Below are 15,824 nucleotides of genomic sequence, written 5' to 3'. Positions count from 1 at the left end.
GCTACCGCAATGACAATCATTTCCATTAGTGTGCTGCCGGGAGAGGCCGACGCCTCGTCCGTCGCGTACACCTGTCGCTTCATCACGCTCCCCCGGAAACGCACCAGGAAGGACCCACCCATGGACCGGAACACCACCGGGCCCGCGCTCCTCGGGCAGCTGCCCCCGCCGCTGCCCGCGGACCGCATCATCGCCCTGAACCAGCCCAAGGGCGACCTGCACACCACCCGCTCCTACGAGTGGAACGGATGGACCTTCGACGTCCCGCCGGGCGTCTTCATACCCGGCTGGACCAGCCGCCTGATCCACGAGCGGCTGCTCGACGGCCGTATCGAGACCCGCGGCCGCCGATACGCCGCCATGGGCGTCGGTCTCGGCGTCGAGGCCGTGGCGGCGGGCGTCCGGGGCGCCCGGGAGATCCACGCGCTCGACGTCCATCCGGAGAGCGTGGCCGCGGCCACCCGCCACTACCGGCGCCTCGTCGGCGAGCGCCCGGAGACCGCGTTCCTCCCCGCCGTGAGCGACGTCTTCGACGCCCTCCCGGACGCCGTCCAGCTGGATGTCGTCACCTTCAACCCGCCCGCCGTCAGCCAGACCGTCAGCGACGACCCCGACGTCGTACGCAACGTCTGCGTGGGCGCACCGCTGATCGCGAAGTTCTTCGCCCAGATCACGGAGAAGGACCTCCTCGCACCCGACGGCGAGATCCACCTCATCGCCTCCAACACCGCCGACCTGCGCGCCCTGGTCCAGCACGCCCTGGACCACGGGCTGAGCCCCCGGGTCGACCACCTCCACGACTGGCGGGACGGCGTGCTGACCTTCCTGTTCCGCATCACCCACGACACGCCCCGCTCCGGAGGCCGACGATGAAGAACACCGAGGAACTCCTGGCCGGCGTACTGGCGGGCGAACACGGTCAACCTCCCGCCGAGATGACGGCGACCAGCGTGTTCTGGGTCCACCACGGCACCCGACTGGCCGGCGGGAACACCACCTACCTCAACCAGTACGTCCTCGTCCGCGTCGGCGCCTCGTTCGGCGGCTGCGCCTTCGAGGCCGGCGAGGCCGACCCGTCCCTGTGCCGCGACGCCTCCGGCGCCCCCCTCGACACGCTGCTGCGCGACGCCCCCCACCCGCTGCGGATCGCCGCGCTCGACGCCTACCTGAGCGCGGTCCGGCCGCACCGGGAGGCGGCCGGGGCGGAACCGGTCACCCTGCCCGCCGGGACACCCGAGACCCGGGCGCGGGCCCGCGACGCGGCCATCGCCGGCCTCCTGGACGTCGAGGCCGGCGCCCGGGTCGGCCTGATCGGCGTCGTCAACCCGCTGGTCGCGGCCATCCGCGAACGCGGCGGTGCCCCCCTGCTCTGCGACTTCAACCTCCGTACCACCCAGTGGGGCGACCCGGTCACCGACGACATGCACGAGCTCCTCGGCACCGCCGACGCCGTGGTCGCCACCGGCATGACCCTGAGCAACGGCAGCTTCGACACCGTCCTGGCCCGTTGCCGCGAGCGCGGCGTTCCCCTTGTGGTCTACGCCCAGACCGGGAGTGCCGTGGCCCGCGCGTTCCTCGGCGCGGGCGTGACCGCCCTGTCCGCGGAACCTTTCCCCTTCTCCCAGTTCAGCGCGGAACCCACGACCCTGTACCGCTACCGGGCGGCGGCCGGCGCATGACGTCCGCCACCCGCCGACCGGCGTCGCCGGACGCCGCCGCCCGTGAGACCACGGGCACCGGACACGCCGCCTGCCACCACGGCGAGATCCTCCAGGGCGTGTTCCTCGACGAACGGCGCCGTCCCCGTCACGGCCTGGTGACCCTGCCCATGACCGCCCGGGGCAGCACGGCCCGCTTCACTTGCCGGCCCGACAGCCCGCCCGACGAGGTGACGGTGACGCCGGGCGGCCGGGCCAAGGCGCGGGCGGCGGCCGTCCTCGCGCTCCGGGAGTGCGCGGAGCGCCTCGGAGAGGAACCGTGCGGCGGCGAGCTGACCCTCACCGGCGACCTCCCCGTCGGACTCGGCATGGGCTCGTCCACCAGCGACGTCATCGCCACGGTGCGCGCGGTCGCCGACTCCCGGGGCCTGCTCCTGCCGCCGGAGACCATCGCCCGGCTCGCGGTGCGCGCCGAGGGCGCCAGCGACCCCCTGATGCACGGCTGTCGCCCGCTGCTCTTCGCGCAACGCGAGGGCCGCGTCCTCGAAACCCTGGGCTCCGCGCTGCCGCCCGCGGTGGTGGTCGGCTGCGCGCTCGGCGGCGGCGAACCGGTCGACACCCTCTCCCTGCCGGTCCTCGTCGCGCACGACGACCTCGCCGCGTACGAGCACCTGCGCCGCATGCTGCGCAGGGCGGTGACCGACGCCGACACCGCGCTGCTCGGCAGGGTCGGCACGGCCAGCGCCCGTCTGCGTCAACGCGTGCTGAGGCACCGGGAGTTCCCGGCACTCACCGCCATCGCCGACAGCGTGGGTGCCGCCGGGGTGCAGATCGCCCACAGCGGCAACGTCGCCGGCATCCTCTTCGATCCCCGAGTCCCCGGCCTGCCCCGCAGGCTGCGCCGTTGCGCCCGCGCCCTGGACCGTGAAGGCATCCCGCCGACCCGGACCTTCACCACCTTCGCGACCCCCGCCACTGAGGAGTACCCCCGTGGACGAACACATCTCGGAAGCCATCGGCCGACCGGACCTGATACGCCTCGACGACGGACTCGTCTGCCTGCGGTTTGAGACGATGAAGGTCGTCTCCGCCCTGGCCGCCGTACGCCACCTGCTCGACACCAAGGCCGTGCGGCGCGGCGACACCCTCGTCGACAGCTCCAGCGGCATCTACGCCTACGCCCTCGCGCTGGCCTGCCACCGCTACGGCATGCGCTGCCACATCGTCGGCTCCACCACCGTCGACCACACCCTGCGCACGCAACTCGGCGTCCTCGGCGCCACCCTGGAGCAGATGCCGCCCAGCAGCGACCTCAAGCTCGACCAGAGCCGTCGCGTCGCCCGCGTCCGGGACATCCTGCGCGACCACCCCGGCCACCACTGGATGCGCCAGTACCACGACGACGTCCACTACCTCGGCTACGAGGCCGTGGCCGAACGGATCCAGGAGGAGACCGGTGCCGCCGCCCTGTCCCTCGTGGGCGGCGTGGGATCAGGGGCCTCCACCGGCGCGCTCGCCCACTATCTGGGCAAACGCTCCGTCGATGTGCGACTCGTCGGCGTCCAGCCGTTCGGCAGCGTCACCTTCGGCAGCGACCACGTCTCGGACCCGGAGATCATCATCGCCGGCATCGGCAGTTCCATCCCGTTCGGCAACGTGCGTCACGACCTGTACGACACCGTCCACTGGCTGGCCTTCGACGCCGCCCTCGCCGGGAGCGTCGACCTGCTGCGCCGGCACGCCGTCTTCGCCGGTCTGTCCACCGGCGCCGCCTATCTCGCCGCCCGCTGGGAACGCGGTGCGGAGCCCGGCCGGACGGCCGTGTTCATCGCCGCGGACACCGGCCACCGGTACGTCGACACCGTGTTCGCCCGGCACGCGGAGGCGGCCCGGGTGGAGGACCTGGCGCCCCGTCCGGTGCGCGGCACGGACGACCTCGCACTGCCCTGGTCCCGCATGGACTGGAAGGGCTCGCCCGCCCCCGAGGCGGCGGTCGTCAGCCCGGCTTGCGCCACACCGAGACGTGCTTCACCGAGTCCTGGGTGAACGGCGTGCGGTCCCAGTCCGCATAGCGGTGTTCCAGGCCGAGACCGGCGATGCGCGCCATCAGGTCGAGCTCCGCCGGCCAGGCGTACCGGTGCCGGGAATCGTCCCGGCGGTAGTGGTCGCCGTCGCGGGTGAAGTGGTTCGAGACGAGGATCTGCTCGACCAGGTCGAAGGTGTCGAACCCGAGGTGCCGGTCGGAGACGTCGAACGGCACCGCGGTCTGGCCGGGCGGCAGACGGCGCAGGGGCGGCACGCCCAACTCGATGACGAACCTGCCCCCGGGCCTCAGATGACGGGCCGCGTTGCGGAAGCACTCGACCTGCTCGTCCTGGGTGAGCAGGTTGCTGATGGTGTTGTAGACGAGGTAGACCACGGCGAACTCGCCGGGAACGACGGTCGTCGCCATGTCCCCGAGGGTCACCGGCAGCGTGTCCTCGTCGGCCTTGCGCCGCAGGACCGCCGCCATGTGCTCGGACAGTTCGATGCCCACCACCGGCACACCGCGTTCCCGGAGGGGGACGCCCACCCGTCCGGTACCGATGGCGAACTCCAGCGCCCGGCCGTCCCCGGCGAGTTCGGTGAGGAGGTCGAGAGTCGGTCCGAGGACGGCGGCCGAGGACATCTCGGTCTCCTCGGCGTCGTAGCGGTCGGCGGTCGCGCGTGTCCACAGTTCGCTGCTCGTCACGGGCGACCACTCTGCCGGGCGCGGGGATGCGGTGTCGACGCATTTGCCTCGCGGAGCGGAAGACGCCGGCGGCCCGGCCCGGCCCGGCGCGGTGGGCCGGGCCGGACCGCAGGGCGGGGCCATCGGCCCGTTAGGCTTGCCGTCATGAGCCGATGGGAGCAGCTGACCGGCGGCACGTCCGGTGAGCAGTACGCCGCGCGTTTCGCCGAACTCGCCGAAAGCGGGCAGGACGTCCATGGCGAGGCGCGCCTGTGCGCCACGCTGGTGCCTCCCGGGGCGCGGGTGCTGGACGCGGGCTGCGGCACCGGGCGGGTCCTGATCCAACTGGCCCACCTCGGTTACGACGGGGTGGGCGTGGACCGCGACGCCTCCATGCTTGCCGTGGCCCGCCGGAACGCGCCCCGGCTGACCTGGCTGCAGGCCGACCTGGCCGAGTTCGACCCGGCTGCCGCGGACCTCGGCCCCGGCTTCGACCTCGTCGTCGCCGCGGGCAACGTGTTCCCCCTCCTCGCGCCGGGCACGGAGGCCGCCGTCGCCGCCGCCCTGGCCGGGGCCCTGCACCCGGGCGGCTTGCTCGTCGCCGGCTTCGGCCTGGACCGGGAGCACCTGCCCGTGCCGCCCAGCCTCACGCTGGCGGAGTACGACGCCCACTGCACCGCGGCCGGCCTCACGCTCACCGACCGCTTCGCCACCTGGGACGCCGACCCCTACGACGGCGGAGGTTACGCGGTCAGCGTCCATCGCCGCTGACGCAGCCACAGCGGTGCGTCACCCTTGGACATCGAGTGCCGTGCCGTACAAGCGGTCCACCTTCAGCCTGACGACCACTCGGCGCTCGGCGACCGACCGCGCCAGGAACGCCTCCTCGTCGTCGGGTCTGAGGGCCGCCGGCATCATCGCGAGCAGTTCCCTCCCGACCGCGTCGCCGGGCACCGTCGTGATCTCCGTGACCTCGGCCTCGCCCTCCGCGACGGCGAACGACCACACGTCGTCACCCTGTACGTGCAGCGCCACACGCGGCTCGCGCCGTATGTGCCCGAGCTTGACCCGGTCCGCCGTGGTCGAGAACCGGACGATACGGGCTTCCGGGTCCCATCCGTACAGCATGGTGGTCAGGTGGGGGTGGCCACTGCGCTTGACGGTGGCGAGTGTGCCGAACTGCTGGCTGCCGAGCAGGCCGGAGAGCGCTTCATCGGACAGTGGGCGTGGTGCCGGTGATTGAGTCATGACCCGATCAACGTCCGGGGGTGCTCGATGAATTCCGGAACGCGAGCGGCGCGGGCGCCGGTCAGGCCGGGCCTTCGATGCACCCCAACACGTCCACCTCATCGAAACGGCGCTCTGCCAGGTTCTTTCTCGTGACCGTCCAGTAGACGTCACCGTGGACGTAGACGCCCCCGTACCACTGGGTGAGCAGGGCCCAGTCCTCCGGCCGAGGTGCGGCCCAGGCACTGGCGGACTCGCCCGGCGGCCGCCGTTCCCTCCGGGCCCTCAGCGACGCTGCTACGTCAAGCATGTCGAACTCGCCGTAGGGATCGCGGGCGTACCCGTCGATCCGCAGCAAGGACCTGCCGCGTGACCGGTCCTCGTCGCGCACCGATCGCCAGGCATCGCGCAGTTCCGCGGCGTGGGGGTGCTCGGCGGGGGCGTACATCGCCTCGCAGTCCGGCAGGGAGACCTCACGGCGAAGCCGCAGTGCCGTCCCTTCATGAGGGCCCCGGCCCATGTTCGCCCACGGGTCCCTGGGCGAGTGCCTCGGGCTCAGGGGGCGCTCCTCCACCGGTGTGCCGGCGGGAACGTACACCGCTTCGCCGCCGGCATCGAAACCGTCGTCGGCGGACCGGGCGAGCAGGTGCAGTACACCGTCGGACGGCAGTGGCAGGGTCGTCGCGTCCGCGGGCGGTGCCGCGAGATCCATGGACGCGATCAGGTACGTGCGCGCCGGAGGGTTGGCGAACTCGACGGGAAGCAGCAGGGGCCCGCCGAAGCGGCCCACGACCGGTCCGTCCCCGTCAGGCGTGAGCGTCGCGCACGGGCGGGCGGCCTCCAGCCACCTCTCCACCTCGGCGGGCGGGACACCGCGCGCGAGCGCCGACTCGCGGACCCGGTTCAGTCTGTCGAGCATCTCCGGCTTCATGCGACGAACTCAGCGTCGGGGACCGACAGTCGGCGGCCCGCGCCCGGGGCGCCGCCTACCGGAGCCGACCCAGCGCCTCCCGCAGCCGCCGTGCGTCGCGCAGCCGCTGTTCGTACGTGGCACCCAGGGCGAGCAGTGCCAGACCGGCGAGTGCGGGAGGCACCCACCGGGGAAGCGCGCCGACGACCTGCGTGACGTACGGGGCGAGTTCGTGCAGCGCCACCAGTGCGAGCGCGCTCCCGCCCAGGACCAGCGGGGCCTGGAGACGGAACCGGGCGCCCGTCAGGGCCGTGGCCAGCGCGGCGGTGCCGAGCAGCAGGGGCCGCAGCCAGTGCGGATCGCCCCACATCGCGAGCAGGCTCGGCACCAGGGTGACGGCCGGCCCCGCCGCGTACGCCGTCCAGGAGGAGACCGACGGATCACGGCGCCGGGTCAGGTGTCCGACGGCCAGCGCGGCGACGGTCACCGGCAGCGTGTAGGCCTCCGGCGTGGTGACGTCCCACGCCGCCAGCCGCACCCAGGTGGCCGACAGGAAGAGGGCGGCCGCCACGTGACCGGCCCGCCGCCGCTCCGGCCGCAGCGCGGTTCCGGCGGCGACGACCCCGCAGAGCGAGAGGACCAGGGCCAGCATGGGCAGTTCCCGCACCGCGAGAGCGAGCGACAGCAGCACCGCGGCCGCGCCCGCCGCTTCGACCGGCACGGTCGCGGCCGAGCCCCGCGCCCGCGCCGCGACCAGAGCCGCGACGACGGGTACGACCAGGACCAGCAGCGCGGTGTGCTCCGGCGGCCGGCCGGCGGACGCCCCGACCGCGCAGGCCAGGGCCGCGGCGTACCCCAGGGCGGCGGGCGCGGCGAACACGACGAGCCCCGGACGGGCGCTCGCCACGCCGAACAGCGCCGTCAGCGTCAGGAGCACCACGATCGTCCCGGTCTCGGTGGCCAGGGAGGCGAGGGCGAGGGCGACGGAGGTGACGAGGGCCAGTACGACGGCCGTCACGGCCGGCGCGGACGGCCCGCCTGCCACGCGACGGGCCCGCTCGGCGACCCCCAGCGAGGCCAGGACCAGGACCCCCTGCGTCATCAGCCCCGCCCCGTGGGGTACTTCGAGCACCACCGGGGTCACGAACAGCGCCGCCCACCCGAGGACTAGCGCACCCGCCCCGGCCGCCGGGCGCCACACCGCGTGGCGCTCGGCCACGGCCAGCACAGCGGCCACGAGGGCGAGGACGAGCGGTGCGGCAGTCGCGTAGGAAGGCCAGTGGGCGTCCGCGAACACGGCGTCCCGGGAGTCGAGCGGCACCCCCGACCACGGACGCTCGAGCCGGGCCGCCGGGCCCAAGAGCGTCCCCGTGACGAGCGGGAGCGCCCACAGCACCGAGAGGCCCTGGACGACCAGCGAAGCCCCGGCCATCCCCCGCCGCAGCGGCCGGGGGAGCGGTACCCGGACAGCCGTCAGCAGGGCGATCCCGAGGACCAGGCATCCGGGCACCGTCCACTCACCGGGCACCGACGCCCGCAGTACCCCGCCCGCCCCCGCGACCAGGAACAGCCCGGCGGACAGGGCGGCACACACGGCGACGTCCGGCACCGGGGCGAACCGGGCGGCGGTCAGGGCGATCGCCGCGGCGAGGACCAGCAGCGCGGCGCCCCGCGCGGCCGCACCCGGACCGGGCGCGCTCCAGCAGAGCCATCCGGCCGACAGCACCCCGACGGCACCCGTGCCGCAGGCGCCGACGAGCGTGACGACCCGCACCGGCGCGTGGGCCGACCGGAGCGACACGGCGGTGTCGGCCGCGGCGGTCACCAGCAGCACGGCGGTGAGCGCGTGCGGGCCCGCCTCGACGGCGAGCGCCCACAGCAGCAGCGGCAGTTGCGCGGTCACCGCGGCGAGGGGGAGCGGGAGCCGCAGGGCGGAACGCGCGCCCGTCCGCGCCCGGCCCTGCTCCGCCTCGATGTCGTCGGCCGCCCGCGGCACCAGCAGGCCCACCCCCGCGCCGTACGCGGCCCAGGCACCGGCCAGGACGGCCGACGCGGCGGCCGGGTACCCGAGACCGCCGCTGCCGTCGAACGCCACTTCGTGCAGGGCGTAGGCATCGAGCACGGTCAGGGCCATGCCCAGAGCCGCCACCGCCTCGGCGGTCGAGCCCAGTCCTCGCCGCAGCAGCGGCACCGGCACGGCCAGCGCGCTCAGGGTCACCGCGCCCAGAACCAGCGCCCGTCCGGTGATCCCCAGGTGACCCCAGCCGACCAGCGTGAAGGCGATGGCGGCGACCGTCAGGAGGATGCCGCCGAGGAGCAGCAGCACGTTCTGCACGCCGGGTGCCGTCGCCTCCGGCCGTTGCGCGGCCGTGCCGGGCCACATCGGGTCGGCCACCCGGGCGGGCTGCGGTGCCGAGGCCGTACGCAGGGTGTGGACCAGCCACTCGCGGCGCCGGAGCAAGAGGGCGCGGCGGGCGTCGAGTTGCCGCAGCTCGGCGTCGAGGAAGCGCAGTTCCTCGGCCGGAGGCGGAATGTTCGTCATGGCCTGAGTGTGGGCCTCGTCACTTGGCCGCACATGGGTGCGCGTACTCAGTTCCTACTCAGTCAGACTGACGCGCGATGAGTGAGCAACCACGTGATGAAGAGGCAGTCTTCCGTACGACCCGTGGCCGGGTGCGGGGCACCACGGCCGGTGACGGTGTCACAGCCGTGCTGGGGGTCCCGTACGCCGCTGCGCCTTTCGGTGCCCGCCGGTTCCGGGAGCCGCAGGCGGCGCCGAGCTGGAGCGGGGTACGGGACTGCACGGACTTCGGCCCCATCGCCCCGCAGTCCGCCGAGTTGCCGGGAGCGCCGGTGTGGCGGCCGGGCGACGAGGACGTCCTCACCGTCAACGTCTGGGTGCCCGACGGCGCGGGAGCCGGCGGGCTGCCGGTGTTCTTCTGGATCCACGGTGGCGCCTACACCTTCGGCTCGTCCGCCCAGCCCGACTTCGACGGGGCGTCCCTGGCCCGCGCCGGTCTGGTCGTGGTCAGTTGCAACTTCCGCGTGGGCTTCGAGGGCTTCGGCCACGTGCCCGGGTTCCCCGACAACCGAGGGCTGCTCGACCAGGCCGCCGCCCTGGTCTGGGTCCGGGAGAACATCGAGGCCTTCGGCGGCGACCCCGACAACGTCACCATCGCCGGGCACTCCTCCGGGGGAGGCTCGGTGGCCTGCCTGATGGCCATGGAGCGGGCACGCGGGCTGTTCCGGCGGGCCATCGCCCACAGCGTGCCCAGCGCCTTCTTCACCGTGGAGCTCGCCGAGGCGGTCACCGGGCGGATCGCGGCCGAGGCCGGGGTGAGTCCGACGGCCGCGGGACTGCTGTCCGTGCCGCCCGAGTCGCTCGTGACCGCGTCCGACAAGGTCACCGCGGAGTGCCGGACGGACCCCGTGACGCCGATCCAGGCCTTCGACCCCGTGATCTTCCAGCCCGTCGTCGACGGTGAGGTGCTGCCCGCGGAACCGCTCCGTGCGCTCGCCTCCGGCCCGGCGCGGGAGGTGGATCTGCTGGTCTGTCACACGCTGGAGGAATACCGGTTCCTCCACATGGTCGGAGCCGTCCGGGCAGCCGTCACCGAGGCGGAGCTCGCGGACGTCGCCGAGGCCCTCCGTCTCCCCGCCCACCTGGCCGACGGCTACCGGGAGTTGCTGCCGGACGCCCCGGTGCTCGACCGCTGCCTCGCGCTCCTCGGGGACGCGCGGTTCGGCGAGTACACCACCCGGCTCGCCGAGCAGCACGCGAGGGCCGGCGGCCGGGCGTACCTGGCCCGCTTCGCCCGCCGGCGCGGTGCGGCCGGGCCCTGGCACACCGCGGACATCCCCTTCGCCTTCGGCAACCTGGACGCCGTCGGCGCGGACTTCCTCATCGGCGGCGAACCCGACGAAGACGACCGGGCCCTGTCCCGCCGCATGCTCCGCTCCTGGGCCGGCTTCGCGGCCACCGGGGACCCGGGTTGGCCGGCGGTCACGCCGGACGCCACACCGGTCAGATCCTGGGCCGTCCCCGACGACGGCCTGACGGCCGACGACACGTGTGGCTTCCGCGAGCTGTGGCGCGACGTCCGGTTCGATCCGATGCGGCCCGGCCGCCCGGGCGGCTGACGCGTCGGTGGGCGGCGGCCTCACCCGAGGGGCGGATCCGCGTGCTCGCCGGGCTTCGGGCCCGCGGACTCCAGCCTCACCACGAGCCCCTTCGACGTCGGCTGATTGCTGATCTCGGCCACGCTGTCCAGCGGAACGAGGACCTGCGTCTCCGGGTAGTACGCCGCCGCGCAGCCACGGCTGGTCGGATACGGCACCACCCGGTAGCCCTCGGCACGGCGTTCCGTGCCGTCGGTCCACACGCTCACCAGGTCGACGTACTGCCTCTCGGAGAGTCCCAGGTCCGCCATGTCCTCGGGGTTGACCAGGACGACCCGGCGGCTGCCGTGGATGCCCCGGTAGCGGTCGTTGTTCGTATAGGGGACCGTGTTCCACTGATCGTGCGACCGCAGCGTCTGCAACAGCAGGTGTCCCTCGGGAGCCGTAGGCATCTCCCAGTCGTTGCGGGTGAACCGGGCCTTTCCCGTGGACGTGGCGAAGACGCCCTCGTTGACCGGGTTGGGCAGCCTGATGCCACCCGGCCGGGTCACCCGCCGGTTGAAGTCGTGCAGCCCCGGCACCACGCGGGCGATCCGGTCACGCAGAGAGCCGTAGTCGGCCTCGAACCGCTCCCAGGGGATGCCGGTCCCGCCGTCGAGGGTGCGGCGGGCCAGCCGGCACAGGATGGCGACCTCGCTGAGCAGGACCCTGGAGGCCGGGGTGAGACGGCCCCGGGAGACGTGCACCTCGCTCATCGAGTTCTCGACGGTGACGAACTGCTCGCCGCCCGCCTGGATGTCGAGCTCGGTACGGCCCAGGGTGGGCAGGATCAGTGCGGTGTCACCGCAGACCGTGTGCGATCTGTTGAGCTTGGTGGAGATGTGGGCGGTGAGCCGGCAGCGCTCCATGGCGTCCTCGGTGACCGCGGTGTCCGGGGCGGCCAGGACGAAGTTGCCGGCCACGCCGAGGAAGACCTTGATCCGGCCCTCGCCCATGGCCCTGATCGAGTTCACCGAGTCGAGCCCGTGGGCGCGGGGCGGGTCGAAGCCGAACTCCTCCCGCAGCGCGTCCAGGAAGTCGTCGGGCATCTGCTCCCAGATGCCCATCGTGCGGTCGCCCTGTACGTTGCTGTGCCCGCGCACCGGGCACGCACCGGCTCCGGCCCTGCCGAGATTGCCGCGCAGCAGCAGGAAGTTCACGATCTCCCTGATGGTGGGGACGCCGTGCCTGTGCTGCGTCACGCCCATGGCCCAGCAGACGATCACCCGCTTGCTGCGCAGGACGTCGCCGTGCACCTCCTCGATCTCCGCACGCGTCAGTCCGGTGGCCCGCAGGACGTCGTCCCAGGCGATGCTCCGGGCATGCCGCGCGAACTCCTCGAAGCCGCTGGTGCTCGTGCGGATGAACGCGTGGTCGAGTACGGTGCCGGGCCGGTCGTCCTCCGCCTCCAGCAGCAGCCGGTTCAGTCCCTGGAAGAGGGCGAGGTCCCCGCCGCCGCGGATGTGCAGGAACCGGTCGGCGATCTGGACGCCGCGTCCGATCACCCCGCGGGCCTTCTGCGGGTTCTTGAACCGCAGCAGTCCGGCCTCCGGCAGGGTGTTCACCGCGACGATCCGGGCCCCGTTGCGCTTGGCCTCCTCCAGCGCGGACAGCTGCCGCGGATGGTTGGTCCCCGGGTTCTGTCCCACCAGGAAGATCAGGTCGGCGTGGTGAAGGTCCTGGAGACTCACCGTGCCCTTGCCGGTGCCCAGCGTCTCGTGCAGGGCGAAGCCGCTGGACTCGTGGCACATGTTGCTGCAGTCGGGCAGGTTGTTGGTGCCGAAGGCCCTGGCGAACAGCTGCAGTGCGAAGGCGGCCTCGTTGCTGACCCGGCCGGAGGTGTAGAAGACCGCCTCGTCGGGGGAGCGCAGCGACTTCAGCTCGTCGGCGATCAGCCCCAGCGCGTCGTGCCAGCTGATGGGCTCGTAGTGGTCCGAACCCGGGCGCTTGACCACCGGTTCGGTGAGCCGCCCCTGCTGGTTGAGCCAGAGGTCGGAGTGCCGGCGCAGGGCGGACACCGAGTGCTCGCGGAAGAAGTCGGCGGTGACGCGCCGGGACGTCGCCTCGTCGTTGATGTGCTTGGCGCCGTTCTCGCAGTACTCGTTGCGGTGCCGGTGGCCGGGGGAGGGGTCCGCCCACGCGCAGCCGGGGCAGTCGATGCCGCCGACCTGGTTCATGGTCAGCAGGGTCACCCCGGTCCGCCTCACGGACGTCTCGTCGAGGGAGTACCGCAGGGCGTGCCGCACCGCGGGCACGCCCGCCGCCCACTTCTCGGGCGGAGTGACGGTGAGTTCCTGCGCGGGCTCTTCGCCCGGTGGCCTGTGCGTCACAGAGGTCGCTCGCTTTCTCGCCGGTCGGATCAGCCCACGGGCCAACGGGGAACGCGGCAGCGCGCGGGCTCGGGCTCCGCCGGCAGGACGTGTCCGTTGCGGATGGTCCCCCGCCAGCCACCCGTCTCCTGGCCCAGCCCCTCGATGAACTCCTTGAAGTGCGCCAGCTCGGAGCGGAGCACGCGTCGCGCGACACCGGAGAGGCCGGACAGCACGGCCGCGGCACCTCGTCGCCCGACATCGATGCGTACGGTGACCGCGGTCCGGCCGGGGCCCGCCGCGTGGAACGTCACCCTGCCCCGGTGGTGTGAGTCCAGGCTCCGCCAGGTGATACAGGTGTCCGGCCGCTGGTCGACGATCTCCGTCGCGAACTCGCGCCGCACCGGCCCCAGACCGACCACCCAATGGGTGATGGACGGTCTGACCTGCTCGACCCTCTTCACCGTGGTCATGAACCGGGGGAACGTCTTGAACTGGGTCCACTGGTCGTACACGGTGCACACCGGCACCGTGACCTGGACCGTCTCCTTGATCGTGGTCATGGTCCGCCTGTCTGCGATCACTGGTACCCCCAGTGTCACGGCCCGGCCGGGTGCCCGCCACGGGAAGCCTCGCGGCAGCGCCCGCACGCCGTCGGCGGTCTTGAACAATTCTCATCTTCTCTGATGTGATCTGCGGCACAGCCGACCGACCGTGCCGGAGGTCCCATGCACCGCCGTCTGCTCACCGCGCTCGTCTGCGTCGCGCTGCTGGCCACCGGGACGGCCTACGCGCGGCCGGCCGTCGAGGACCACCGGGTCCCGCCCTCCGGCATACCCCGGCTCACGGACGACCGGGGCCGCGTGCTGACCCTGCGCGGCTGGAACGTCGAGGACAAGACGCACCGGGGCGAGGACGCCCTGTCCGCGATCAGTGAGCGGCACTTCCGGGACCTGCGGGCCCGGGGCTTCAACTTCGCCCGGCTCCTCGTCTTCTGGGACGACCTCGAGCCCCGCCGGGGCCACTACAGCGAGCGGTATCTGCGCCGTATCGAACGCATCCTCGACTGGGCGCACAAGCACCGCGTGCACGTCCTGATCGACGCGCACCAGGACGTCTTCGGGCCCGCGTTCGGGCACCGCGGCATCCCCGAGTGGGCGACGAGGACCGACGGTCTGCCGTTCACCCCGCACCCCGACGACTGGTTCGCCGAGTACTTCGAACCGGCCGTGCAACGGGCGTTCACCCACCTCTACGAGGACCCCGACCTGCGCCGTGCCCAGGCCGACATGTGGCGGGTGCTGGCCCGTCGCCTCGGGGACCACCCGGCCGTCCTCGGCTACGACCTGATCAACGAGCCCATGGGCGAGATCGCGCGGGGCGAGGACCTGCCGACGGCCGCCCGGCGCATCGAGCGCGAGCAGCTCACCCCGCTGTACAACCGGCTCGCCGACGCCGTCCGCGACGTCGACGACGACTCCTGGATCTTCTTCGAACCGACTCCCATCGTGGGCGAGGGCGTCCCCACCGGTCTGGGCCGGATCGACGACCCGAAGGCCGTCTACGCGCCCCACTTCTACAACACGGCCATGGAGGCGGGCGCCGACTACGACCCGTCGGCCGGCTGGATCGAGGCGTACGAGTCCGCGGTGACCGTCTATCCAGGCCGGTACCGCGTCCCCGTCGTGGTGGGGGAGTGGGGCCCGCTCAACAACTCGCTGCCGAACATGGGGCGTTTCTACCGCGACGCCCTGTCGTCCCTGAACCGCTACACCTCGGGCTGGGCCGGGTACGTCTGGTGCTACGGCGGCGGGTACTGCGCTGTGGACGCCGAGGGACGCTTCCGGACCAACAAGGAGCAGACCTCGGCGCCGTACGCCCCGGCCGTCGCCGGACGGGTCACCGCTCAGACGTACGAGCCGGACGGCGGCGTCTTCCGGCTGTCGTACCGCGCCGGGCACGGCGCAACCGAGGTCTCCCTGCCGCCCCGGGCGGACGGCTGGCGCATCGAACTGACCGGCGCCGCCCGCACCGCCACGCCGGCCCCGCCCGGTGACCGCGCGCGGACCGTGCGCGTCGTCGCGCGACCGGGCGCGTACGTCACCGTCGTCGTCACTCCTCGCCCGCCGCGGTGACCCGCCGGGGAGTCCACGACGGCGGAAGGCGCAAGCGGAGGTCTGTGGTCCCCTCAGGGACGGGGGGCCGCCTCGCCGGCCGGCCCGCTGTCCTCGGGGAAGTCCCCTTCCGGGCCGAGCGGACTGCCCTCCCACAGAAGCGCCCGCCAGCCCCGGTCGGGCGAGCCGGTGAGCACGACCACGCCGGTGTTGCCCAGCGGGTGGCCGGCGGCGTACGAGACGTCGACGTTGTCCGCCCGGGCGGCCACCCACGCACGGATCATCGCGCCGTGGCTGACCATGGCCACCGTCTCCGCGCCCGCCTCCGCCGCCTCGGCGACGACGGCGTCGAAGCGGCCCAGGGCCTCCACGCCGTTCTCACCGCCGGGCATCCGGCGGCCGGTGTCGCCGGCGGACCAGGCGAAGGCAGTGGAGAGATACACGGCGGCGGCGTCCTCGTCCCCGCGCATCTCCAGCTCTCCCGCGGCCAGCTCCCGCAGCCCGTCCCGGACGCGGACGTCCAGCCCTGTCGCGGCCGCCAGCGGCGCGGCGGTCAGCTGGGTACGCACCAGCGTGGAGGCGTACAGCGCACCGATCCGCTCCGCCGCCAGGGCCTGCGGCAGCGCGGCGGCCTGCTCCTGCCCCAGAGGTGTCAGCCCCGGCCCCGGCGCGTCGGTGTCCAGCAGGTGCTTGAGGTTGGACGGGGTCTGACCATGGCGTACGAGCAGCAGACGCATG

The 15,824-nt window shown here is 73.3% G+C and carries 14 protein-coding genes; 7 read left to right on the top strand and 7 right to left on the bottom strand.

What is annotated here, in order from left to right:
- Positions 1–120: 120 nt before the first annotated feature.
- From M6G08_RS27090 to M6G08_RS27075, 4 genes are read left to right on the top strand one after another with little or no spacing between them, the layout of a single operon-like run.
- Positions 121–873, top strand: coding sequence for a methyltransferase (locus M6G08_RS27090; protein ID WP_272589739.1), 753 nt, complete (start codon positions 121–123; stop codon positions 871–873).
- Positions 870–1,679, top strand: a complete 810-nt coding sequence (locus M6G08_RS27085) for a Rossmann-like domain-containing protein (protein WP_272589738.1) — start codon at positions 870–872, stop codon at positions 1,677–1,679. The genes M6G08_RS27090 and M6G08_RS27085 overlap by 4 nt, the downstream gene beginning before the upstream one ends.
- On the top strand, positions 1,676–2,728 hold the full coding sequence (locus tag M6G08_RS27080; RefSeq protein WP_272589737.1) for a GHMP family kinase ATP-binding protein: 1,053 nt from the start codon (positions 1,676–1,678) through the stop codon (positions 2,726–2,728). Before M6G08_RS27085 ends, M6G08_RS27080 begins: the two co-directional genes overlap by 4 nt.
- Positions 2,649–3,704, top strand: coding sequence for a pyridoxal-phosphate dependent enzyme (locus tag M6G08_RS27075; RefSeq protein ID WP_272589736.1), 1,056 nt, complete (start codon positions 2,649–2,651; stop codon positions 3,702–3,704). Before M6G08_RS27080 ends, M6G08_RS27075 begins: the two co-directional genes overlap by 80 nt.
- On the opposite strand, the gene M6G08_RS27070 is transcribed toward M6G08_RS27075, so the two are convergent.
- Positions 3,655–4,389, bottom strand: coding sequence for a class I SAM-dependent DNA methyltransferase (locus M6G08_RS27070; RefSeq protein WP_272589735.1), 735 nt, complete (start codon positions 4,387–4,389; stop codon positions 3,655–3,657). The two genes, M6G08_RS27075 and M6G08_RS27070, sit on opposite strands and share 50 nt — an antisense overlap.
- A gap of 144 nt (positions 4,390–4,533) precedes the next feature.
- Here M6G08_RS27070 and M6G08_RS27065 point away from each other — a divergent pair, with 144 nt between their 5' ends.
- Positions 4,534–5,139 (top strand): class I SAM-dependent methyltransferase, encoded by a 606-nt coding sequence (locus M6G08_RS27065; protein WP_272589734.1) that lies wholly within the window; start codon positions 4,534–4,536, stop codon positions 5,137–5,139.
- An 18-nt stretch (positions 5,140–5,157) separates the two neighbouring features.
- Here M6G08_RS27065 and M6G08_RS27060 read toward each other — a convergent pair whose 3' ends face one another.
- The 3 genes from M6G08_RS27060 to M6G08_RS27050 all read right to left on the bottom strand — a co-directional run bounded on the left by M6G08_RS27060 (position 5,158) and on the right by M6G08_RS27050 (position 9,047).
- Positions 5,158–5,616, bottom strand: a complete 459-nt coding sequence (locus M6G08_RS27060) for a PPOX class F420-dependent oxidoreductase (RefSeq protein ID WP_272589733.1) — start codon at positions 5,614–5,616, stop codon at positions 5,158–5,160.
- Positions 5,617–5,677: 61 nt separating this feature from the next.
- Positions 5,678–6,514, bottom strand: a complete 837-nt coding sequence (locus M6G08_RS27055) for a DUF1963 domain-containing protein (protein ID WP_272589732.1) — start codon at positions 6,512–6,514, stop codon at positions 5,678–5,680.
- Between the two features lie 67 nt (positions 6,515–6,581).
- Complete coding sequence (locus M6G08_RS27050) at positions 6,582–9,047, bottom strand: SCO7613 C-terminal domain-containing membrane protein (protein ID WP_272589731.1); 2,466 nt, start codon at positions 9,045–9,047, stop codon at positions 6,582–6,584.
- A gap of 77 nt (positions 9,048–9,124) precedes the next feature.
- Between M6G08_RS27050 and M6G08_RS27045 the strand changes: the two genes are divergently transcribed.
- Positions 9,125–10,645 carry a carboxylesterase/lipase family protein gene (locus M6G08_RS27045; protein ID WP_272589730.1) on the top strand — a complete coding sequence of 507 codons (1,521 nt, stop codon included), beginning with the start codon at positions 9,125–9,127 and terminating at the stop codon, positions 10,643–10,645.
- 20 nt (positions 10,646–10,665) lie between these two features.
- On the opposite strand, the gene M6G08_RS27040 is transcribed toward M6G08_RS27045, so the two are convergent.
- Together M6G08_RS27040 and M6G08_RS27035 are read right to left on the bottom strand one after the other, a co-directional pair.
- Complete coding sequence (locus M6G08_RS27040; RefSeq protein ID WP_272589729.1) at positions 10,666–12,993, bottom strand: FdhF/YdeP family oxidoreductase; 2,328 nt, start codon at positions 12,991–12,993, stop codon at positions 10,666–10,668.
- Between the two features lie 29 nt (positions 12,994–13,022).
- Positions 13,023–13,535 (bottom strand): SRPBCC family protein, encoded by a 513-nt coding sequence (locus M6G08_RS27035; protein WP_272589728.1) that lies wholly within the window; start codon positions 13,533–13,535, stop codon positions 13,023–13,025.
- A gap of 165 nt (positions 13,536–13,700) precedes the next feature.
- Here M6G08_RS27035 and M6G08_RS27030 point away from each other — a divergent pair, with 165 nt between their 5' ends.
- Positions 13,701–15,107: a cellulase family glycosylhydrolase gene (locus M6G08_RS27030; protein ID WP_272589727.1), complete on the top strand. Its 1,407-nt coding sequence runs from the start codon at positions 13,701–13,703 to the stop codon at positions 15,105–15,107.
- A gap of 53 nt (positions 15,108–15,160) precedes the next feature.
- Here M6G08_RS27030 and M6G08_RS27025 read toward each other — a convergent pair whose 3' ends face one another.
- A complete protein-coding gene (locus M6G08_RS27025) occupies positions 15,161–15,823 on the bottom strand; it encodes a histidine phosphatase family protein (protein WP_272589726.1) in 663 nt (220 codons plus the stop codon).
- Position 15,824 lies beyond the last annotated feature (1 nt).

It is taken from the genome of Streptomyces sp. M92 (assembly GCF_028473745.1).
Classification (GTDB): Bacteria; Actinomycetota; Actinomycetes; order Streptomycetales; family Streptomycetaceae; genus Streptomyces.
Note: the sequence above shows the minus strand (reverse complement) of the source record. Positions and strands in the feature narration are given on the sequence as shown.